Below are 19,527 nucleotides of genomic sequence, written 5' to 3' on the forward strand. Positions count from 1 at the left end.
TTGACTATACCCCTTTCAAATTTGATTTACTTCTGAATTGCACTTTTTATGGTGTTTCACTCTTTCCAAAAACGTCCGAAGGACACCAGAATAAAGTGTGAAACTAAATCCCCTATTCGAGGAGCAGTTTAGAAGTGCACGCCATGATTTTAAGCCCAAGTTAGAAGAGAAAAAACTTTTGATCAAACTTTGCACAAGCAAAGTTTGCTCAGTGGTGACCGCTTTCATCACCCTTCAGGAGGGCTTAGGCATCATCATTGCACACCTTTTTAAGCTCTCACTCCTTTTTAATCTTTGGTGGATATCATGAGGTTTATCCCGCTAATCATTGCCCGTCCTGAGGTTCAGATGGCAATTGATGAAGCAATCTTAAAAGCGAGAATAGAGGGCAAAGTCGAAGACACAGTCAGATTGTATGTCTTCAAGCCAAGCTCAATAACCATTGGAAGGTTTCAGAGTATTGAACATGACGTCAACTTGAGGAAATGCCAAGAGCTCAACATCCCAGTTGTGAGAAGGATAACAGGTGGAGGAAGTGTTTTCCACGACGCCTACGGGGAGATAACTTACAGCGTTGTTCTCGGAGAAGAGTTCCATCCGGATTTAAAGGATATACACAAAAGCTACCGCCTGATTGCTTCCCCCTTAATTGAAGCTTTGAAAGAACTCGATATCAGGGCTGAATTCTCTGGACTAAATGACATCATAGCAAATGGAAAGAAGATCAGCGGCTCCGCTCAAACGAGAAGAAAAGGGGTAATCCTACAGCATGGAACCTTCATGTATGCAACAAGGCTTGATATCTTGGCATCTGTGCTGAAGGTCTCAAAGAAAAAGCTCGCCGATAAAGGGGTGAAGAGCATCTGGGAGAGGGTTACAACAGTTGAGAGAGAAGGGATAAAGCTCAGCAGAAACGATGCATATGAACTGTTGAGAGAGAAGTTTTTCGAAGAGTTTCCGCTTGAAGAAGGCGAGCTTACAGATTACGAGCTTGAACTGGCTGAAAAGCTCATTGAAGAGCGTTATGGAAGAGACGAGTGGAACTTTATGAAATAAAGAGGTATGCCTCATGAGAAAGCTCAAAATTTACATTCCCGGCATTAAATTTCCCTCAATTTCACTCACCGGGGGTTATTGTTCATTGAACTGTGCTCACTGCGGAAAACATTACTTAGAGGGAATGCTGAAGGTTACCCGCTCATCTTTAGTTGAATACTGCAAAAGCCTTGAAAGAGAGGGCTATGTGGGCTGTCTCCTCAGCGGAGGACTTGATAATCGGTTAAAAGTTCCGCTTGACAAGTTTGCTGAAGAGATAAAAGCCATCAAGAGAGAAACTAAGCTGAAGCTCAATGCTCACGTTGGTTTCATTGATGAAAAAGATTTAGGGTGGATTAAATACGTTGATGCAGTGTCTCTGGATTTCGTCGGGGCTGATGAGGTGATAAAAAGGGTTTACAAAATTGATAAAACTGTCAAAGATTATCTCAAAATTTTAGACATCTTGACAGAAAACGGGGTTAGAGTTGCACCGCATATAACCATCGGACTCGACTTCGGAAAAATTTGGTGGGAGTATAAAGCAATAGACATGCTCGTTGAGTATCCAATAGATGTCCTCGTTTTGGACGTGCTGATTCCAACAAAGGGAAGCGAAATGGAAAATGTCGAAAAACCAAGCGTTGAGGAGAGCTTAGAAGTCGTCAGATACGCAAGAGAAAGATTTGACGGAGAGCTGAGCATTGGTTGTATGAGACCTCTTGGGAAATGGCGCTTAGAATTTGACAGAGGTGCAATTTTGGCTGGCGTGGATAGGATAACGAATCCCCCGAGAAAAGTTATTGAATGGGCAAAAACCGTAAGAGAAGTTGAGATAATCTACGAATGCTGTGTGATGTAGGAGGTGGGAAAATGCCATATCTAATCATCGAGCACCTTGAGGAGATAAGCGAGTGGCTCTGGCTTGAATATAAGCACGTAAGCGAGTGGTGGAAGGATAAGCTGATATTCACCAATGTCAGAGAAGATGAAAGGGAAAAGCTCGCAAAATTGGGAAGCGTTCTAACAGAAAGCGTTACAAAGTTCCCTTTTGACAGGTCAAAGATAATAGTCCTTGACCTGCAGGCTGAGGAAGAGCTCAAGCCCGAAGATATAAATGAAGACACAATAATTGTTGTCGGAGGGATCCTGGGGGATGCGGTGCCGAGGGGAAGGACAAAGGAGTTCATAACTTCGAAGATGGAAGGTGCAAAAGTTAGGCACATCGGAAAGCCGCAGTACTCTATAGACGGTGCAGCGATAGTTGCAAAGCTGATTGCTGATGGCAAACGCTTGGAGGAAATAGAGTACGAAGAAAATCCGACGATAAAGCTTGATGAATTCAGTGAAATCACTCTGCATTATGCCGTACCAAAGCTGAATGGAAAGCTTTTGCTTACGCCGGGGTTGATAGAGCTGCAGAAGAAGGAACTTGGATATTTTGATGAAGAAGAAATTAGCGACGAGGAGCTTGAGGAGTTCTTTGAAGGGAAGAGAGAGCTTTAAGATTTCTTCCACTTCTCACTAATCCTCTCTATCTCCTCACTAACCCTTTTTCTGTCTTTCTTATCAACAACCAAGAAAATTTCCTGAACACTGCCGTCACTCTTCGCTAAAAGCTTTAATCCTGTCAGCGTTTCTCTGACAACCTTGATCTCAAAACCTCGAGAATCGCTGGCATAAATCCTCCCCGGAATTACTTTCTTAACTCCCTCTATCTCCGCAATCTCTTCAAGAGCTGGCAGAATACCTTTGAGGAGATGATGTTCAAGCTTTACCTTGGACTTTCTTTTCATTTTCCTCACCTTTAAGTAGTAAATATGATTCAAATTGATTTGAAACCAACGACACTTTTATAAATTATAAAGCGAACTCATCTTATGGTGGTCTAAATGTTCCGAAAAGAGCATGTGTTTACAGCATTAATAATGTTTCTGCTCACAATATCTGCATTTTCCAGTGTAAGTGCCTTTGGTAATGAGAACATAGTGCTCCAGATAGACTCCAGGCCAAGTAATGCAACCGTTATCATTCAGGGCATTAACAAAACGTTTAAAACTCCAGCAGTAATTGAGCTACCTTCAAAAAACTGGGTTATAAGAATTTCCAGCGGCAACTATACCGTTCTATACAATTTAGTTCCACCCGAGGATGAAAGGTTTGTTAAAATAGTTGTTTACTTTGGAAGGATAGATTTGGCAGTGAAAGGCCCTTTTAAGAATATAACCGTAGAATACGGCTTCAATTCAACGGTACCGACAAAGGAAGACGAGTATGTGCCCCCAATTGCCGCTCCCTTCTGGGATGAGGAAGTGTGCGGCGGAATAATAATGTTCGGACCAAAGAATCCTCCAATGGTCATCTACAAATACGACAATAAAGACCCTTACTACCAGCTCTTCCTCAACAGTACACCTTCAATTGAAGAATATCGAGGAAGAAAGGGCTGCAAAATGATAGAGATGATATACTACTTCGGCAATGAGAGCGCGATGGCAAGGGGCTTCCCTTACCGCGAGGCAAGCTTCATAGTCCCCTACTCCCTTCTCTCCATAGATAGTCAACCTAAAAATGCCACGGTTTACATCTTCGACTTCCACCGGTTTGGAGAATGGTTTACTCCTTTTGATGCTTTAGTTCCTGTAGTGATGGAACCACAGCGTAATGTTAGCCTAATCCACTATGACCTTGAACTCGGAAATCTCACCACCACAGTAATCCCCTATATCCCAGAACTCCACACCTACAAGATTTCTATGGGTCACAATGGCTATCCCTTCCTTGAGGGATGGCTGGAGCTAAAGCCCAACCAGAGCTACAACATAAGGGTAAACTTCAATATTCTCAGGTCTGCCTTAACCGTGAATGGAAAGGAAGTGGAGATGCAGGTTCCAAAAACAAAGAAAACCACCTACTACCTTCCAAACACTACCCTGCTAATTATCAATTCCACCATTGCATTGGACGTGTATATCGATGGAAGCTACGTTGGGAAAACACCATTTAAGGATGAAGTCCCCAGCGGAGAGCACGATATACTCCTAAAATTTGGAAGCTACGTAGTATACCACAAGAAACTTGATATCGGCTATGGAGGACGGTTTAGGCTGACCGTAATTCCAGTTAAATTGCTAAAAATCCTCAATGTTCCCAAGATAAGAAGCGTGTAAATCCTTAGCTCAATCTTTTTAATTTATTTTAAGCCCTCTTCTTAACTTTCACGGCAACTCCACGCTTAGCTTTTACCATCTCTTCGCCGCTTAGAAGAGCTTTTCCAACGGCAACAACCTGTTCATCCCTCACAACGGCAACTAAATCATCCGGTCTGATCTTCTCATCAGCCTCACTCACACCGACAGCAAACACATCTCCCCTCAAATCGAAGTCAATCCTAACGTAATAGCTCTTTGTCGCCTCGTAAATGCGCTGCATTCCGTAAGGAGTTACGCTTATCACGCCATCCTGGAAAGTTCCGGTTTGCCTGCCATCAACAAAAATCCTCAGCATCCTTGAGCCCTTAATCTGTGCATCATCTGGAAGGACAGCATCTCCAGCGCCAATACCAAAGTAGAAGTCAAAGATTTTCCTGATGTTCTCATAGAAGCGATAAGTTCTATCTTCCTTCCCAGCCTTTAAATCTAAGCCGAGTTCTTCAAGGGTTTTCTTCAAAGCAGCTATGCTTTCTCTTGATGTCGTGCCATTTTTAACAGGGACAAAGATTATTTCCTTTCCGCTCATTTCGCTTGCTCTTTTTGCAATCTCAACGTAAGCCTCATCGAGGTGGGCAACTATTGGAATATCTGGATACTTCTCAAGGGTTTTCGCCAAAAGCTCTGCTGCCGAACTTATCTCCTCCTCACTCCAATGCCCAGTTACAACTATGTCGTACTTAGCCAGCCACTCCCACTCCCTTGGAACAACACCGAAAGGAGATGTTAAGATGAGCTCGTGAACCTTATAAATCCCAGAGCCCAAAACTTCTTGCAGAGCTTTTCTGTAGAGAGTATGACTCCTTGACCTCGAATAAGGTTTCTTGGCTGAACATGGAAATAAGAGCAAAAGCTTGGCTTTGGGGGGAACAAACCTTTCTATTACTCTCTGGTGCCACCTTTTAACTTCGGGTCTGTTTTGGGAGGCATCACTGATGAAATAGACAGTATCTTTCTGAATTGGCGTGTACTTTTCGAGATAGTCGCCATGCTCCTTATCAGCTATCCTTAAAATTCCCGCATGGCTCTGGGTGTAGAAGAAGTTCTCAACTAAATACCTCAGCTTGCCCTCTTCAAGGGCCTTCCTCACGAGGGAGATAACTTTTTCAGCAAACTCCAGAGAGTTCTCTCCCTCATCCCAAAGAAGAGGTGAATACATGGTGAAAGATTTTTTGTGAAAATCATACAGCTTTAGAGAGCGCGTATCAAATGCATCAATGCCAAGATAAACGGCTAAAGGATAAAAGAAAGGCTCCAGGTCAGTGATTATCATTAAATTTGGATCTTTTTCCCTAATCATTCTTAGAGTTTGTACAAACCTGCGGTAGTCTTTAACTAAAACCTTTGAATTTCCCAAATAGAGAGCATCAAAGCTGTTGTTAGCTAAAATTTCATCCAAAAACTTCTCAAGTCTTTCAACATCTCTAATCGCTGGGAGATAAAAAGCGTTGAAGTTTGAGTAGTCAACTCCAATTAGTCGAGAAAACGCTTTTTCCACAATCTCGCTCGGCGTGTAGAAGCTTATCGGTATGGAAGGGGCCAAATTAAAATCATACTCAGAAAAGGCCTTTGGATAGAAGTAGGAATTGAAGGGAGATAGGGTAAAGTCTACATTCACCAAAGCAGGTGTTCTAAAAGATTTATCCTTTAACCTAACTAACCCCAGTCTTCCAGGGCCTTCGTGTTTGAGTATCTCCATGAATCACACCAAGTTGTATCTCTGCAACAGCAGAATTTCATCCAGTGTAAGCTTCTCACCGCGCTTGAACTTCTCCAGTGCCTCAACGGCTTTCTCAAATGTTGCGTCCCTCTTTGCCCTCATCCTTGCAACGAGTTTGTAAGCAATTAACTCCTTGTGCTTTTCATCATACTCCATTATCTTCCTCTCAATCTCACGCAGCTGTCTCCTTACTTCCCTAATCTTCTCCCTAAGCTCAACGACTTTCTGGTGATATTCATCCGCCTCCTTCTTTATCTCGTCTGCCTGCTGGTATGCTTTGATCATCTGCTCATGGAACTGCTGGCTCTGGTTTGCGAGCTTTTGGATTTCCAAACTTATGGCTCTTCTTGCCTTCTTCAAACTTTCAACTTTTTTCCTGGTTTCTTGGAGCTTCTGATGGAACCTTTCAGCCTGCTGGATTATCTCAAGCTCCGTCGCTAAAACCTGAATCTGATCAACAATCTGCTTCTCTCTCTCGGGGGTTATGTTGGGATTGGTCTGCAACTCCCATTCAAGCTTGTCAATTCTCTCTTCAATCTTTTCTTTAGGCATCCTAAGCCTTCTCAGCTGATTATATTCATCTCTCTTGGTTCTATATTCAAGGATCTCTTGATAGAGAAGGTCAAGCTTTGCATTGATGTCTTCCCTATTCTTTTTGAGCTCCTGTATTTGCTTATTCACTTCATCTCTTTTCTGCTTATATTCTCTTGCTTTTTGTCTAAGCTGCTTAACCTCATTATTCTTCTCATCTCTCTTTTGTATCCAGATATTCAACTCCTTCTGAAGCTCCTCAAGCTTAGCTTGAATTTCTCTTTTCTCCTTTTCAAGAGCTTCAATCTCTGCTTTTATCCTCTTAATTTCTTCTGGGTCTACTTTTACTTGCATGGTATCTTCCCCTTCCCCAATTTTAGAATAGTTACTCATTCTCTCACCCTTATTTAAGCCTCGCTATGTGAAAAAGTAAGAAGTAAATAAAAACTTTTTGGCTCTAAATAAAGAGCTCATAAATTTGAGTTAATTTAAAACTGCCAGAGTAATGTTTGTTTTACATTATTTATTCTGAGCTTTCTATTGTCAAAAGATGGGCAGAAATAGTGTTTTAAAAAGTTAAAAACTCCAAAGAGATCACATTTTGATTACTTGGGTTCCAGTTCTGCCTTCCAATGCATCAACTGCTTTATCAAGAGCAGCAATGACCGCTCTCTCCCCGCCCCATTCCACAAATCTTATCGCTGCTAAGACCTTAGGCCCCATGCTGCCTTTCTTAAAGTGCCCCTCTTCATAATACTTCCTGAGCTCATCAACAGCAACTTTGTGGAGCCACCTTTCATTCGGCTTTCCATAATTTATTGCAGCCCCATTTACATCAGTGAGAATCATGAAGATGTCAGCATTAACAACCTCAGCCAGCTTTTCTCCAGCCAGATCCTTATCAATGACAGCCTCAACACCTTTGAGCTGTCCGTTTTCCTCTATAACCGGAATTCCCCCACCACCCGACGCTATGACAATGAAGCCTTTCTCAACTAAATCCCTGATTATGTCCTTCTCAATTATATCCTTTGGATCCGGAGATGGAACAACTCTACGCCATCCTCTACCAGCGTCTTCCACAACAACCCACTCTTTCTCTTTGGCGAGCCTTTTTGCCGTTTCCTCATCATAGAATGGTCCAACTGGCTTTGACGGATTCTGAAAAGCTGGATCGTTCTTGTCAACAAGAACCTGTGTCACAATTGTTGCAACAGGCTTGTAAATCCCCCTCCGTTTAAGCTCGTTTGTTATAGCCTGCTGTATCATGTAGCCTATCTGACCCTGAGTCATAGCTCCAGCAACATCCATTGGCTGAGCTGGAATCCCATAAAGTTGTTGCCCAGCATCCATGTGGAGAAGCAAGGCTCCAACCTGAGGACCGTTTCCATGAGTAATTACAACCTCATAATCGTTGTTAAGGATTATATCGACAATTTGCTTTGCAGTTTTTTTTACATTTTCCATCTGCTCATCATAAGTCCCCTTCTGACCACGCTGAAGAATAGCGTTTCCGCCCAAGGCAATAACAACCCTCTTCCTCATGCACCCTCACCTCTGAATTGACTTTCACAAATATTTGATAAAAGGCTTTCTTAGTAATAAAATGTTTTATTCAGAAAAAAGTTCGGAAAATCCGCAGAAAGCTTTACAAAGGTAAGAAAACTCAGAGGTACCACTCATCAAACCTCCCAACCCCAAGCTCCTGAAGAACTTTCATAACTCCAAGGGCAATTCCTTCGACCTCTATTCCACCCTCCCCCTTGTTGGCGTCTCCAACAATGTAAACGTTCTCCATCGGAAAGTCTAAATGCTGTCCTGAGGCTACTCTGTTGACGGGGTTTCCGTCAAGATAGGTCTGTATGAGCAGAATCTCTCCATTTTTATCAAGTTCAGGGAACAGGTAATACAAATCTTCCACTCCCAATCTCTGCTCCTTCTTTATGTTTCTGCTCCTCAGCGCTTGATGTGCCATAATCAGGGTGTAGCCCTCCTCAGCTAATTCCGGACTCAAAGCTGAAGGCTCGTTGTAGCCGTTAATTCTCTTTGTGTCAAGGGTGAACACCACCGTATTTCCGATTCTTGGCTTTCCTTTTAGCGCAATGTTAATTTTGATTCCCTCAGCAGGTTTTAATGAATCAAGTTTTTTGAGGTATTCCTTATCAAAGTTCTCTCTTCCAAAGAGCTCAACAGTCTCTTTAATTCCAATGTTTGAAATTAAGATGTCATAAGGGTACTCCTCACCATCTGCTGTGAAAACTTTTCCCTCTTCAGCCTCAACGACCTTTTTTCTCGTTATTATTTCTCCGCCGTTTTCTCTAACAATCCTCGCTAACTCATCCGTCACAGCTTTGCATCCACCCTTTATTAGCCCCGGCCCTCCCCACTTAAGCGTAGCTTTAATTTCCTTGGCAAATTCAATCGCTGGAACTTCTTCTGGGGCTAAACTTACAGCCCAGCCGAGAAAGCTCTTTATGAAGAGATAAGCAAATTCATTTTCTCCAATTTTATCGCTTAGCCACTCCCAAGCATTCATCTGGGCATCTTCACCTTTTGGCAGACGGTTTGCTTTTATCTCTGCCAGAAGCTTCATTGCTTTGGCTTTCTCCTTAAAGCTGAGGTACTTCCATCCTTCCCTGTAGTGATAGAGATTTCCATCAATAAAGAACTTCCCTTTCGGGTTTGAGTTTACTATCTTCACATTAGCGTTGAGGAGCTTAAGGAGATGAGCTAACGGTCCGTCTTCACCGTGAGGAACCATATGCAAAGCTCCAGTTGAAAGCTGAAAACCCTTGTATCTCAAATTCGTGAATCTGCCGCCAATAAAAGATGATTTTTCAAGAACAATCACTTCATATCCGGCTTTTGCCAAAAATGCTGAGGTCAATAAACCTCCGAGACCAGCACCAATCGTTACAACCCTCATTTTATCACCTCTTGGGATTCCCAAATGGATCTATTAGACCTGCTCGTATGAGAGACGAACTTATTTTGCACCCCAATTTGCTTTTAATTATCCCTATTTTTACAATTTTCAAGGGTTTTAGACCTTTTTCCTCTCTCGCTTTATTAACTATCAGGGCGCCTTTATATGTTTCTTCACTGACAACAATAGCATCTAAGCTCTTTAACTTATCAGCAAAACCTATTGCATTGTGAATTTTTATTATGCGATAATTTTTATATCCATTAACTTCAAAAAATTTAATTAAATCCTTCAGCCGAAGCTCATAGGGGAGAATTTTTTCGGCATAGGGCTTGTTTTTAATCATTTCATCAGATGTCAAACCAATATAGACGTATTTCCCAACTTCAAAGGCCTTCCTAAGTAAAGCTTTATGCCCCAAATGCAGTCTATCGAAAGTCCCGCCGACTACAACTTTCTTGTACTTCCTCATGCTCATCACTTCAACACTTGCACCAATAAATTTTTGTATCCACTTACAAAAAGTTTAGGGAGGTGAGAAAATGAGTGAGAGACTCAAAGCAGGTGCCATATTGTTGATATTCTTCTTTTCATTAGGTCTAATAAATCAGGCAGTTGCATATCCGCCTCAGCAAATCTTTGACATTCAAATTTTTATGACAATTACTGAAAGTGGAACTGCTTCTGTCAAGATGACAGCTAAGCTTATAGATCCGTATCTGCTCTCTTATCTGAACAATCTTCAGAAGAATGACCCTCAAAAAGCCCAAAAAGAGTTTCATGATATGGTATTCTCTTTGATATTCCTAAATCTTCAGGAATTCATACAGTCACAGACAAACAAAACAGTCATTATAACACCCCAAACAGGATTTATTGAGCTTCATCCAAATTGGACTACTACACTGAACTTTAAAATATACAACTATCTAATTTTAAAAAACGGAACCCTAAAAAGCGCTGTTTATGGTCCAATGAGGTTCATTTTTAAAAATAAAGTTCTTTCATATCACTGGAAGAAGCTCACAATAATATTCCCGAAAAATGCTTACATCATTAACCTTGCCCCAGTACCAAAGGAGATGACCGAGAATGTCGCAGTTTGGGAGAATGGCGACTATCTCCCCATAATTGTACTCACATTTAACGAAACCGTGTTCCAAAAAGAGAGAGCAAAGAAAACCAAAATAATCCCATTTAAGGAGTTTTTAGACAACAGCACCAAAGTCATAAATCTGAGATATGACCCCTTTGCTGGAACTGTGACATTTAACGGGAGCATTATTGGGATGAAGCCGGAGCAATACCACATTGCAAAGCTCATTGATGAGTTTAACATGAGCATGGACTTAATCAAATTCGATATAAAAAGCACGGAAAACGGTGTAACATTTTCAGGAGAAGCAAAGCCAATGCTCCAGTATAAGGAGACCCTCACAAAGAAGGTGTGGAACATCACAATTAGGTTGCCATTCAGATTTGATAAGGTGAACATTAAAGCTCCCAAAGACCAAAGCGTTCAGATGATTTACGAAAAAACAGATAACACAATTGTAAACATGGTTTTTGAAGAAAAGAAGATCTGCGGTCCAGGAGTTATCGTAGGATTGGCACTATTTCCGCTGCTTCTGAGAAAACGCAGGAGGTGAATTAATGGATTTGGATTTCTTCTTTTATCCTTCCTCCGTTGCGATATTTGGCTCTTTCAGAAAAGGAGCAATAGCATATGAAATTCTGAGGAACATAGCGGAGGGAGGTTTTGAAGGAAAAATAACTCCCATCAATCCAAAGGGAGGAGAAGTTGAGGTTTCAGGGAAGAGATTCGAAATAAAGAAGAGGCTTGATGAAAAGACAGATGTGGCGATAATAGCAATTCCAGCTAAGCTTGTTCCTGGATTAATTGAGGAAATTGGAGATAAAATTAGGGGTGCTGTCGTTATCTCCGCCGGCTTCAGCGAGATTGGAAATATGGAACTTGAGAGAGAACTTGTTGAAAAAGCGAGAGAGAAGGGGGTTAGAATTATTGGGCCAAACTGTGCCGGAATCTTTGGAGTTCACGGCAAATTCTTCGGCTCGTTCGAGGTGAGAGTTAAAAAAGGAGGCTTGGCTTTAATTTCCCAGAGTGGAGCTTTTGGAGGAGCAGCTTTGGCAATGGGGAATGAGGAGGGAATTGGATTTTCTGCCTTTGTATCATATGGGAATGCAACAGATTTAACGGAGAGCGATTTCCTGAGGTACTTTGCAGACGATAGGAACACTAAAGCAATAGCCCTGTACATTGAGGGGGTCAAAGATGGAAGAAAGTTCATTGATGCTTTGAAGTATGCCACACCCAAGAAGCCCGTGATTATCTTAAAAGCCGGAAAAAGCAGGAGTGGTTCAAGAGCTGCTCAGAGCCACACGGGTTCATTGGCAGGCAGCTATGAAATTTACAAAGCGGCGTTCAACCAGTTCGGTGCAATTGAAGTTGAGGAGATGGAGGAGCTTTTTGACGCTGCTAAGGTCTTTGAGATGTACGACAAAGCTGGAAGAAGAATAGCGATTATAACAAACTCCGGAGGACCTGGAGTTTTAGCAACGGATAAAGCCGAGAGCCTGGGTTTGGAGATTGCTAAGCTTAGCGAGAAAACTATAAAAGCTCTCAGAGAATTTTTACCTCCCCAGTGTTCCGTTAAGAATCCAATAGACCTGATTGCGGATGCCGATTATGAAAGATATAAGAGGACAATTGAGATCGTGGGAAAAGATGAAAACGTCGATGCCTTGCTTGTAATCTGCGTTCCCCCAATTTTTATCCCAAGTGAAGAGATAGCAAAAGCCATAATTGATGCGAAGTGTGATAAGCCAATAATAGTGAACTTCATGGCTGGAAAGCTCGTTAGAGACGGAGTTAAGCTTCTGGCAGAAAAAGGTATTAAAAATTTTCAAACGCCCGAAAGAGCAGCAAAAGCATTCTACTGGCTCAGCTTAAGGGAAAAAGTTTAATACACCCTTTTACCAACCTATACCCGGTGATGGGAATGGATGCTTACAGATTGCTGTACCCCATGAGAACATACCTAATAGTCTCAGGTCATGGCGAAGAAGCAAACGTTATGGCAGCTGACTGGGTAACTATACTGTCACATGAGCCATTCATGGTGGGGGTTGCTGTTTCACCGAAGAGATACACCCACAGGCTGATCAGCAAATACAGAGAGTTCATTGTAAGCGTTCCAAGCTTGGACATGCTCAGAGACGTCTGGATTGCCGGAACAAAGAGCGGTCCATCAAAGCTCAAGGAGATGAGCATTACTCTCGTCCCCTCAACGAAAATAGAAACACCAAGTATAAAGGAAGCACTGGCAAACATTGAGTGTAAAGTAATTGATGCAAGGGACTACGGAGATCATACGTGGTTTGTCGGTGAAGTCGTTGGCTGGAGCTACAATGAAAAGGCTTTCAAGAACGGAAAGCCAAACTTAGAGGCAAAGTTCCTCGCACATGCAGCGTGGACGGACTTCGTTACATTTGACAAAAAGATACACAGACCATAAATCTGGTTTGTGTTTTTTGACTTTTTGTGTTCGAATGTGAGGTTTAAAAGCCGATTGTAAGGGTAAATGCTCTTTAAAGCTGCTTTCTTAGTTTGTCCTCCGCAAAACGAGTGCATCAATCAAGGTAAAAATCAAAAATACACCAAAACCATCCCCAAGGTAAAGTTTTTTAAATTCTCCCCTCAACTCAAACTGATGATCGCCTTAGGGATCGAAGGAACAGCCCACACCCTTGGCATAGGTATTGTAACCGAAGATAAAGTTTTAGCAAACGTATTCCACACTTTAACAACTGAAAAAGGCGGTATTCATCCTAAAGAAGCTGCCGAGCATCACGCAAAGCTTATGAAGCCGCTCTTAAAGAAAGCCCTTCAAAAGGCTGGGATTTCAATTGAAGATGTTGATGTCATAGCCTTTTCCCAAGGCCCCGGATTGGGGCCATGCTTAAGGGTGGTTGCCACAGCAGCAAGAGCTCTGGCAATAAAGTACGGTAAGCCGATTGTTGGAGTAAACCACTGCATCGCACATGTTGAGATAACAAAGATGTTTGGAGTTAAGGATCCCGTTGGCTTGTATGTAAGCGGTGGAAACACTCAGGTTTTAGCCCTTGAAGGCGGAAGATACCGGGTATTTGGAGAAACTTTGGACATTGGGATTGGAAACGCCCTGGATACTTTTGCACGAGAAATTGGACTGGGCTTTCCGGGTGGACCTAAAATTGAAAAGCTCGCTCAAAAAGGGGAAAGATATATTGAACTTCCCTATGCCGTCAAGGGCATGGATCTAAGCTTCTCGGGTCTTTTAACCGAAGCTGTTAGGAAGTTCAAAAGCGGAAAATACAGAATTGAGGACATAGCTTACTCATTCCAAGAGACCGCATTCGCTGCACTGGTTGAGGTCACCGAAAGGGCTGTGGCGCACACAGAAAAGGAAGAGGTTGTTCTGGTTGGCGGTGTTGCGGCAAACAATCGCCTGAGGGAAATGTTAAAGATAATGACAGAGGATAGGGGAATTAAGTTTTTTGTCCCACCGTACGATCTCTGCAGAGATAACGGTGCAATGATAGCTTATACTGGTCTGTTGATGTACAAAGCTGGCGTAAGATTTAAAATTGAAGACACAATTGTTAATCAGAAGTTCAGAACTGATGAGGTTGAGGTAATATGGTAGGTGCAATTGTTCTCTTTTACAGAGTTTTTTTATTCTTAATGATCCTTTTCTTAACCATCTTTATCAGCATTCGAATCAGGAGATACCCAAAGAACCTCAGGAAGCTAATGCTTCTGGCAGCAATTTTCTCAGGAATTGGGGCATTTGGCAGGCTTATTGATGTGCTGGTTCTGTTTGTTTCAATACCCTTTGCATATGAAATTCACCTCATAACCCATGTCGTTTCAATAGGAGGAGTAATTTGGGTGTTCATTTCGTTAATGCTCAACTTAGAAAGGTACTACATCCCCCTCACTTCAATTTCACATGCAGAAGAAAAGAGAAAACCTGGGGCATCATATATCGTGTTATCTTCGAATACTCTTCAGGATGTTGTGGAGTTCCTTCAAAATATCGATGGACCAGTGCTACTCTTTACACGTTATCCAAACCTTTATGGGAATGAAAATATCAAAAAAATATGGATAACAACAGCAGACTCTAAGGGAGTCTCCCCCACTGCCCTTCACGTTCTGCAAGATATCGCCATTAGATTTGCTTCTGAAAACAATGGGGCTACAATTGTTGTTGACTGTTTGGAGTACCTTGTTCTTTACAATGGCTTTAAAAGCGTTTTTAAGTTCCTTGTGACCTTAAAAGATCATCTAATGACACGGGGTGCGACCCTTATAATATTTGCCGACCCAACAGCACTGGAGGAGTCCCAGGTTGCACTTCTGAAAAGGGAGTTTAACCCCCTGTAGAGATCCTCAAAACTTTTTCTTAATTTTGAGAGTGTATTTTGGATAAATCTCTTCAGAAAAGCGTATAAATTTTGTCTTCCTTGGGGATTTTTTTATTGTTATTTCAATATCTGGAGTGAGATATGTGTAAAACTGACCGTCTATTGCCAGTATCACGTTTCTTGTCAAAGTTAAGATTCTTACATCAATCTTAGATGTTGCGGGAACAACCATCGGACGAGAGCTCAGGGCTATGGGGGCAAGAGGTGCTATAACAACACCATCAATTCTTGGATCTAAGAAAGGACCACCTGCAGACATAGCATACCCCGTTGAGCCCGTGGGAGTTGAAATTATGAGACCATCAGAACGAACCTCATCAGCCAATCCCTCATCAACGTAATACTTCAAATGCACTATTTTACCTGGGACTCCCGTTAAAATAGCCACTTCATTTAGAGCATCTGGGACTGTATTTTCCCCATTTAGATACGTCCTCAGCTTTATTCTCTCATCAATGTGATAATCTCCCTCAATCAGCTTATTAATTGCAAAAAATGCCTCATTGGGCTCAACTTCCGTTAAGAATCCCAGCGTCCCCATATTGATCCCAAGGATTGGGATGTCCTTCTTGGTGCGGTGTTCAATTCTCAATATCGTTCCATCCCCTCCAATTGCAATTATAAAATCCACGTCCATGTCCTCAAGTTTTACGACATCTTCTACACTAAAGTGGGGAAAATGCTGATATGTCTCCTCATCAACGAAAACGTCAAACCCACTAACCTTAAGAAAATCATAAACTCTATACGCAAGCTTTAGGGCAGCTTCCTTATCCCTTCTCGCCACTACACCAAACTTCATCAACACTCACCACAAGTTGAGGAATACCATCAATGATGGGGTATTTTAAATTACAGCGCTTACAGAATAAATAGTTTTCCTTAAGCTCCAGCCTATCTTTGCAGCAGGGACAAGCTAACACATCAATATTTTTCCTTAATTCCTCCACTTTTAACACCCAGATAAACGCTCAAAGCCCCCCCCACTATACTTGGAAGCCAGAAGGAAACAAACCTATCTATGACCGTCGCTGTAACAGCTAAGCTCTTGTCTATGCTCAAGCTTAAATAGAGAGCTGAATTTACGGCTTCCGTTATGCCAATACCTCCAGGAAGGATGCTCACCATTCCCAGCGCTATCCCAGCCATCTGAACCATCAGAATCTTGTAAAGTTCAAGGGGATAATCTATGCTTCTAAATACAAAATATGTCCTGAGAAGCATAAATACCCACAGGGCAAATGAATAAAACAGCGTTTTCATTAGAACTGATTTATCCGTTGACAGTTCTTTTAACGTTTTCCTGAATTCAAATATTGATTTTTTAAGTTTCTCCTCAAGCTTTTCCTCAATTCCCTCAAACTTCTTAGGAAAAATCCTTTTCAAAAGCAGTATAATTGCTTTGAGAAATCTCATTGCAAGCCTTTCATTAAATGAGAGAAGTATAGAGATCACCAAAATTGACACCAATGCCACTGTTGATACAGAAAGAACCAAAAGCAAGATGTGTATCTTCAAGATTAAGGCATACTTAAAAGCAATAAACGTAAACACCATAACAGGAATGACATCAAGAATTCTATCTGCCATTATGGTTGCAAAAACCTGCCCATAGGTGCTTTTTGATCGAGACGTTTTGCTTACGACGACCATTCTTGCAGGTTCTCCCCCAGCCCTTGCCCCCGGGGTTATGTTGTTAAAAAACACCCCTATGAAGGTCGCCACCATTATGCTCCAGAATCCGATCTTAACTCCAGCCCTCTTTAGAAAAACTTGCCATCTAAGTGCCCAAGCAAGCGTTGCAAACAGCTGCATTGTTAATGCCAAGAGAAGATAGTTAATTTTAGCACCCGCTATAATTTCCATTGTCTCATCTATCCCTGCCCACCAGATGAGAGCAAATATCAGCAGGACTCCAATGATTATCATTGGAATTCTTTTTTTCTTCATTCTCTCACCTTCCTCAGCTTTGCTATAAAGAAGCCCTGCGTCAGGTGTTTGTGAGGGTAAAATCGCTGCACTTCTTTAAGCCCTATTCCCGGAGAACCTATGAAAAACGATTGTTTTTCAAGCCTCAACCCCTTTTTGATCATATATTTAACATTTCCCTCATTTTCTTCATAGCTGAGTGTGCATGTTGAGTACACCAAAATCCCACCCTTCCTCAAGCTCTTTATTGCAGCATTTATAAAGTGCCTCTGATAGCGGGCTGTTGCGATAATGTCCTTCGGCGTTCTGCTCTCCCAAAGCTTAGGTCGAACTCCCAGGGCTGTGCACGGAGCATCAAGCAGAATCTTGTCAGCTTTTATGCCAAGCTCCGGCAGATTCCTTGAGTCCATATGAACCAGCTTAACATTTTTAACCCCCAATCGCTTTAAGGTTTCCTCCATTTTCCTGAGTCTGTTTTTGGACTTATCAATTGCTATTATCTCCCCCCTGTTCTGCATGAGCTGAGCTAAGTGAGTAGTTTTGCCTCCAGGAGCAGCTGCCATATCAATGATTAAATCCCCCTCATTAGGTTCAAGAATTCTCGCAGTTACCATAGAAGGCAGGCTTTGAGGGTAAAAGTAACCTTTCTCAAAGCTTTTAAGCTCACTCAGGCTTGGAAGCTTGAACTTCGGCAGAGTGACTTCAACGGCAATCCCTCTTGTGGCTTTTATCATTTCCTTTGCATTCATCTTTGCTGTCCCAATTCCAACCAAAAGGCCCTTCGGGTCTCTTATTTGGACTTCATCACCTTCTTTAATACTCTTATCTGCCTTGAGAACACCGGGAGCATAGAGCATGGCACCTTGATACACACTTTCAGCTGCATATTTATTTGCAACAACAGTGGGAAGCCTGGGATTGTAATCATCAGGAAAATTTGGACCCTCTCTATCAAAATAAATACCCTCATCAAGGTATGGGCTTCTCTTAGGCTTAAGACCTTCTCTTTTAAGCTCATCAATCAATTTGTCTCTGCTGATCTTGAGGGTATTAACCCTTATGTAGTATTTTTCCACAGGTTCTCTCAGCTTCTGCATTATTATCTCAGCTTCTTCCCCAAAGAGCTTTCTGTAGTACTCCTGGAGTTCCTCTGGAAATGCTTCAAGATACATGATATCACCTTAAAGGTCAAAGAGGCTGTATTTTTTGATAAGTTCGATAAAATCAAAGAGATACCTTTCCAGTTCTTCAACGGTCAGCTCACCAACTTCAAAGTTTATAATCTTCTCTTCGCTTTCCTTTATTTCCTTAAACACTTCATTTGGTTCTTTTGGACTCTGATAGTTATAAAAATCCTCAAGAAAATTCTCGCTTCCATAGATGTAGGATTTTCTGAATTTTTCAATAAATTCCTTTACAAACTCCTCGCTTATTTTCTCCTTAAGAATGCCAAACACAAAATAAAATCCCTGCAGAGTGGCTCCAACCTCTCCACCAGGCTTAATCTCAAACGCTGGATGAGGATAAAGCATCTCTCTCCATTCTCCGTCAAGATATATATAGGCGTTGAAAACCTCCTCAACAGGCTCAACCTTAAACCCGAGGGGCTTAAGCTTCTCTCTGAGCTCCTCATTGAGTCTGAAAGTCTCGCCCCAGATAAAGTTGAGTAAGTTGTGAACATCAAGTAGATTCATAACTTCACCTCCAGAGAAAGAAAAGAGGGAGAAAATTTAAAGTTTAGGTTTTAAGCTCAAGCATTGAATTTATCTGTTCAATTATATTGGTTTTAATTTTCTTCTCAATATCGGCAACTTTGATCCTAAACTCCTTATTAAGGACGTTGGCTTTCAGGTAAATAATCACTGAAACATCACTTTCTTCGCCACGCTTTATGTGTTCTGCCCATACCTTTGGCAGAACGGACGTATCAAGGAGCGTTTTAACCTTAACAACCCCATATCCGTTTGCTGGAAGCACTGTATTCTCAACTAAGGTGCCCGTAGCGACAGGATAATTATCTATGTTGACATTAAATTCCACTCCAGATACTGGAATTGGGAAGCTGTTGGGGTTGTATAGCTTAACATCACTGTATACTGTAATGTACTTATCACCAACTGGTCCCCATCTTGAGGAAATTCCTTCCACAGCGGGCGTTTTAATTAAATCTCCCGTGCTTTCGGTCTTTATATTAAACTGGGATAGTATATCTGTCTTAACTTGCTGAGTAAATTCCTTTTTAAATACCAATATTCCGAAAATAGAAACTCCCAGAGCTATTTTTACATAGCTTTTCTCTCCGCCCCTAATGTGGTTCTTCAGAGCTTCAACAGCCTTGTAATTGTCCAGAATTAAAACACCGTCAACCTTATCCTGCATAAAGCCAAGCTTCATATTTTCAACCTTTCCAATCTTTACCCCTGCCCACTCAATTGTGACATTATCAACCCTGAGAGCTATCGGTAGCTTTTTTCCCAAGTCTATGTGAAGCCAAAGTTCAGTTGTTTTGTCATCAACGTATCCCCATTCTGCCGTAATTTTTGGCTTCAAATTCAAAGCAGCGTAGCCCAGATAACCAAGCCAGAGTATAAAAATAAGAAACAAGACTGCTATTATTTTAACGATCCTCATTGTTCCCACCCCATCAAATATAATGATATTCAAAACCGTTTAAAGTTTTCTGAAAA

At 41.7% G+C, this 19,527-nt stretch carries 21 protein-coding genes; 9 read left to right on the forward strand and 12 right to left on the reverse strand.

The window, feature by feature from the left end:
* Positions 1–306: 306 nt before the first annotated feature.
* The 3 genes from TERMP_RS08835 to TERMP_RS08845 are packed head-to-tail and all read left to right on the forward strand — an operon-like array spanning position 307 to position 2,541.
* Positions 307–1,056: a lipoate--protein ligase family protein gene (locus TERMP_RS08835; protein ID WP_013468058.1), complete on the forward strand. Its 750-nt coding sequence runs from the start codon at positions 307–309 to the stop codon at positions 1,054–1,056.
* Positions 1,057–1,069: 13 nt separating this feature from the next.
* Positions 1,070–1,897: a radical SAM protein gene (locus TERMP_RS08840; RefSeq protein ID WP_013468059.1), complete on the forward strand. Its 828-nt coding sequence runs from the start codon at positions 1,070–1,072 to the stop codon at positions 1,895–1,897.
* Between the two features lie 11 nt (positions 1,898–1,908).
* Positions 1,909–2,541: a hypothetical protein gene (locus tag TERMP_RS08845; protein WP_013468060.1), complete on the forward strand. Its 633-nt coding sequence runs from the start codon at positions 1,909–1,911 to the stop codon at positions 2,539–2,541.
* On the opposite strand, the gene TERMP_RS08850 is transcribed toward TERMP_RS08845, so the two are convergent.
* Positions 2,538–2,831: a DUF2103 domain-containing protein gene (locus tag TERMP_RS08850; RefSeq protein WP_013468061.1), complete on the reverse strand. Its 294-nt coding sequence runs from the start codon at positions 2,829–2,831 to the stop codon at positions 2,538–2,540. The two genes, TERMP_RS08845 and TERMP_RS08850, sit on opposite strands and share 4 nt — an antisense overlap.
* A 96-nt stretch (positions 2,832–2,927) precedes the next feature.
* Here TERMP_RS08850 and TERMP_RS08855 point away from each other — a divergent pair, with 96 nt between their 5' ends.
* Positions 2,928–4,205, forward strand: a complete 1,278-nt coding sequence (locus TERMP_RS08855; RefSeq protein ID WP_013468062.1) for a PEGA domain-containing protein — start codon at positions 2,928–2,930, stop codon at positions 4,203–4,205.
* 28 nt (positions 4,206–4,233) lie between these two features.
* Here TERMP_RS08855 and arcS read toward each other — a convergent pair whose 3' ends face one another.
* The 5 genes from arcS to coaD all read right to left on the reverse strand — a co-directional run bounded on the left by arcS (position 4,234) and on the right by coaD (position 9,893).
* Entirely contained in the window at positions 4,234–5,943 is a 1,710-nt protein-coding gene (gene arcS, locus TERMP_RS08860; protein ID WP_013468063.1) for an archaeosine synthase subunit alpha, read from the reverse strand.
* 3 nt (positions 5,944–5,946) lie between these two features.
* Positions 5,947–6,849, reverse strand: coding sequence for a coiled-coil protein (locus TERMP_RS08865; protein ID WP_048159985.1), 903 nt, complete (start codon positions 6,847–6,849; stop codon positions 5,947–5,949).
* 240 nt (positions 6,850–7,089) lie between these two features.
* On the reverse strand, positions 7,090–8,040 hold the full coding sequence (gene arcC, locus TERMP_RS08870) for a carbamate kinase (RefSeq protein WP_013468065.1): 951 nt from the start codon (positions 8,038–8,040) through the stop codon (positions 7,090–7,092).
* Between the two features lie 121 nt (positions 8,041–8,161).
* Positions 8,162–9,421, reverse strand: coding sequence for a phytoene desaturase family protein (locus tag TERMP_RS08875; protein ID WP_013468066.1), 1,260 nt, complete (start codon positions 9,419–9,421; stop codon positions 8,162–8,164).
* A gap of 4 nt (positions 9,422–9,425) precedes the next feature.
* Positions 9,426–9,893: a phosphopantetheine adenylyltransferase gene (coaD, locus tag TERMP_RS08880; protein ID WP_013468067.1), complete on the reverse strand. Its 468-nt coding sequence runs from the start codon at positions 9,891–9,893 to the stop codon at positions 9,426–9,428.
* 70 nt (positions 9,894–9,963) lie between these two features.
* On the opposite strand from coaD, the gene TERMP_RS08885 reads away from it, so the two are divergent.
* The 5 genes from TERMP_RS08885 to TERMP_RS08905 all read left to right on the forward strand — a co-directional run bounded on the left by TERMP_RS08885 (position 9,964) and on the right by TERMP_RS08905 (position 14,870).
* Positions 9,964–11,070 (forward strand): CGP-CTERM sorting domain-containing protein, encoded by a 1,107-nt coding sequence (locus TERMP_RS08885; protein WP_013468068.1) that lies wholly within the window; start codon positions 9,964–9,966, stop codon positions 11,068–11,070.
* Positions 11,071–11,074: 4 nt separating this feature from the next.
* Positions 11,075–12,406, forward strand: a complete 1,332-nt coding sequence (locus tag TERMP_RS08890; protein WP_013468069.1) for an acetate--CoA ligase family protein — start codon at positions 11,075–11,077, stop codon at positions 12,404–12,406.
* Between the two features lie 35 nt (positions 12,407–12,441).
* Entirely contained in the window at positions 12,442–12,957 is a 516-nt protein-coding gene (locus TERMP_RS08895) for a flavin reductase family protein (protein WP_013468070.1), read from the forward strand.
* A 195-nt stretch (positions 12,958–13,152) separates the two neighbouring features.
* Positions 13,153–14,127 carry a bifunctional N(6)-L-threonylcarbamoyladenine synthase/serine/threonine protein kinase gene (locus TERMP_RS08900; protein WP_013468071.1) on the forward strand — a complete coding sequence of 325 codons (975 nt, stop codon included), beginning with the start codon at positions 13,153–13,155 and terminating at the stop codon, positions 14,125–14,127.
* Positions 14,121–14,870: a DUF835 domain-containing protein gene (locus TERMP_RS08905; RefSeq protein ID WP_013468072.1), complete on the forward strand. Its 750-nt coding sequence runs from the start codon at positions 14,121–14,123 to the stop codon at positions 14,868–14,870. The genes TERMP_RS08900 and TERMP_RS08905 overlap by 7 nt, the downstream gene beginning before the upstream one ends.
* A gap of 6 nt (positions 14,871–14,876) precedes the next feature.
* Here TERMP_RS08905 and TERMP_RS08910 read toward each other — a convergent pair whose 3' ends face one another.
* From TERMP_RS08910 to TERMP_RS08930, 6 genes are read right to left on the reverse strand one after another with little or no spacing between them, the layout of a single operon-like run.
* The gene (locus TERMP_RS08910) at positions 14,877–15,713 is read right to left on the reverse strand and encodes an NAD(+) kinase (protein WP_013468073.1); all 837 of its coding nucleotides are present in this window, start codon (positions 15,711–15,713) and stop codon (positions 14,877–14,879) included.
* Positions 15,682–15,861, reverse strand: coding sequence for a Trm112 family protein (locus tag TERMP_RS11475; protein WP_148221086.1), 180 nt, complete (start codon positions 15,859–15,861; stop codon positions 15,682–15,684). The genes TERMP_RS08910 and TERMP_RS11475 overlap by 32 nt, the downstream gene beginning before the upstream one ends.
* Positions 15,836–16,861 carry a lysylphosphatidylglycerol synthase transmembrane domain-containing protein gene (locus TERMP_RS08915; RefSeq protein ID WP_013468074.1) on the reverse strand — a complete coding sequence of 342 codons (1,026 nt, stop codon included), beginning with the start codon at positions 16,859–16,861 and terminating at the stop codon, positions 15,836–15,838. Before TERMP_RS08915 ends, TERMP_RS11475 begins: the two co-directional genes overlap by 26 nt.
* The gene (locus tag TERMP_RS08920) at positions 16,858–18,012 is read right to left on the reverse strand and encodes an RsmB/NOP family class I SAM-dependent RNA methyltransferase (protein WP_013468075.1); all 1,155 of its coding nucleotides are present in this window, start codon (positions 18,010–18,012) and stop codon (positions 16,858–16,860) included. Before TERMP_RS08920 ends, TERMP_RS08915 begins: the two co-directional genes overlap by 4 nt.
* 9 nt (positions 18,013–18,021) lie before the next feature.
* A complete protein-coding gene (locus tag TERMP_RS08925; RefSeq protein ID WP_013468076.1) occupies positions 18,022–18,534 on the reverse strand; it encodes a DUF3201 domain-containing protein in 513 nt (170 codons plus the stop codon).
* A 43-nt stretch (positions 18,535–18,577) separates the two neighbouring features.
* Positions 18,578–19,471: an LEA type 2 family protein gene (locus tag TERMP_RS08930; RefSeq protein WP_013468077.1), complete on the reverse strand. Its 894-nt coding sequence runs from the start codon at positions 19,469–19,471 to the stop codon at positions 18,578–18,580.
* Between the last annotated feature and the right edge of the window lie 56 nt (positions 19,472–19,527).

The organism is Thermococcus barophilus MP, from assembly GCF_000151105.2.
Taxonomy (GTDB): Archaea; Methanobacteriota_B; Thermococci; order Thermococcales; family Thermococcaceae; genus Thermococcus_B; species Thermococcus_B barophilus.

Coding starts and splice junctions, on each gene's coding strand:
- TERMP_RS08835 (WP_013468058.1), top strand. CDS start 307: ATGAGGTTTATCCCGCTAATCATTGCCCGTCCTGAGGTTCAGATGGCA.
- TERMP_RS08840 (WP_013468059.1), top strand. CDS start 1,070: ATGAGAAAGCTCAAAATTTACATTCCCGGCATTAAATTTCCCTCAATT.
- TERMP_RS08845 (WP_013468060.1), top strand. CDS start 1,909: ATGCCATATCTAATCATCGAGCACCTTGAGGAGATAAGCGAGTGGCTC.
- TERMP_RS08850 (WP_013468061.1), bottom strand. CDS start 2,831: ATGAAAAGAAAGTCCAAGGTAAAGCTTGAACATCATCTCCTCAAAGGT.
- TERMP_RS08855 (WP_013468062.1), top strand. CDS start 2,928: ATGTTCCGAAAAGAGCATGTGTTTACAGCATTAATAATGTTTCTGCTC.
- arcS (WP_013468063.1), bottom strand. CDS start 5,943: ATGGAGATACTCAAACACGAAGGCCCTGGAAGACTGGGGTTAGTTAGG.
- TERMP_RS08865 (WP_048159985.1), bottom strand. CDS start 6,849: ATGCAAGTAAAAGTAGACCCAGAAGAAATTAAGAGGATAAAAGCAGAG.
- arcC (WP_013468065.1), bottom strand. CDS start 8,040: ATGAGGAAGAGGGTTGTTATTGCCTTGGGCGGAAACGCTATTCTTCAG.
- TERMP_RS08875 (WP_013468066.1), bottom strand. CDS start 9,421: ATGAGGGTTGTAACGATTGGTGCTGGTCTCGGAGGTTTATTGACCTCA.
- coaD (WP_013468067.1), bottom strand. CDS start 9,893: ATGAGGAAGTACAAGAAAGTTGTAGTCGGCGGGACTTTCGATAGACTG.
- TERMP_RS08885 (WP_013468068.1), top strand. CDS start 9,964: ATGAGTGAGAGACTCAAAGCAGGTGCCATATTGTTGATATTCTTCTTT.
- TERMP_RS08890 (WP_013468069.1), top strand. CDS start 11,075: ATGGATTTGGATTTCTTCTTTTATCCTTCCTCCGTTGCGATATTTGGC.
- TERMP_RS08895 (WP_013468070.1), top strand. CDS start 12,442: ATGGATGCTTACAGATTGCTGTACCCCATGAGAACATACCTAATAGTC.
- TERMP_RS08900 (WP_013468071.1), top strand. CDS start 13,153: ATGATCGCCTTAGGGATCGAAGGAACAGCCCACACCCTTGGCATAGGT.
- TERMP_RS08905 (WP_013468072.1), top strand. CDS start 14,121: ATGGTAGGTGCAATTGTTCTCTTTTACAGAGTTTTTTTATTCTTAATG.
- TERMP_RS08910 (WP_013468073.1), bottom strand. CDS start 15,713: ATGAAGTTTGGTGTAGTGGCGAGAAGGGATAAGGAAGCTGCCCTAAAG.
- TERMP_RS08915 (WP_013468074.1), bottom strand. CDS start 16,861: ATGAAGAAAAAAAGAATTCCAATGATAATCATTGGAGTCCTGCTGATA.
- TERMP_RS08920 (WP_013468075.1), bottom strand. CDS start 18,012: ATGTATCTTGAAGCATTTCCAGAGGAACTCCAGGAGTACTACAGAAAG.
- TERMP_RS08925 (WP_013468076.1), bottom strand. CDS start 18,534: ATGAATCTACTTGATGTTCACAACTTACTCAACTTTATCTGGGGCGAG.
- TERMP_RS08930 (WP_013468077.1), bottom strand. CDS start 19,471: ATGAGGATCGTTAAAATAATAGCAGTCTTGTTTCTTATTTTTATACTC.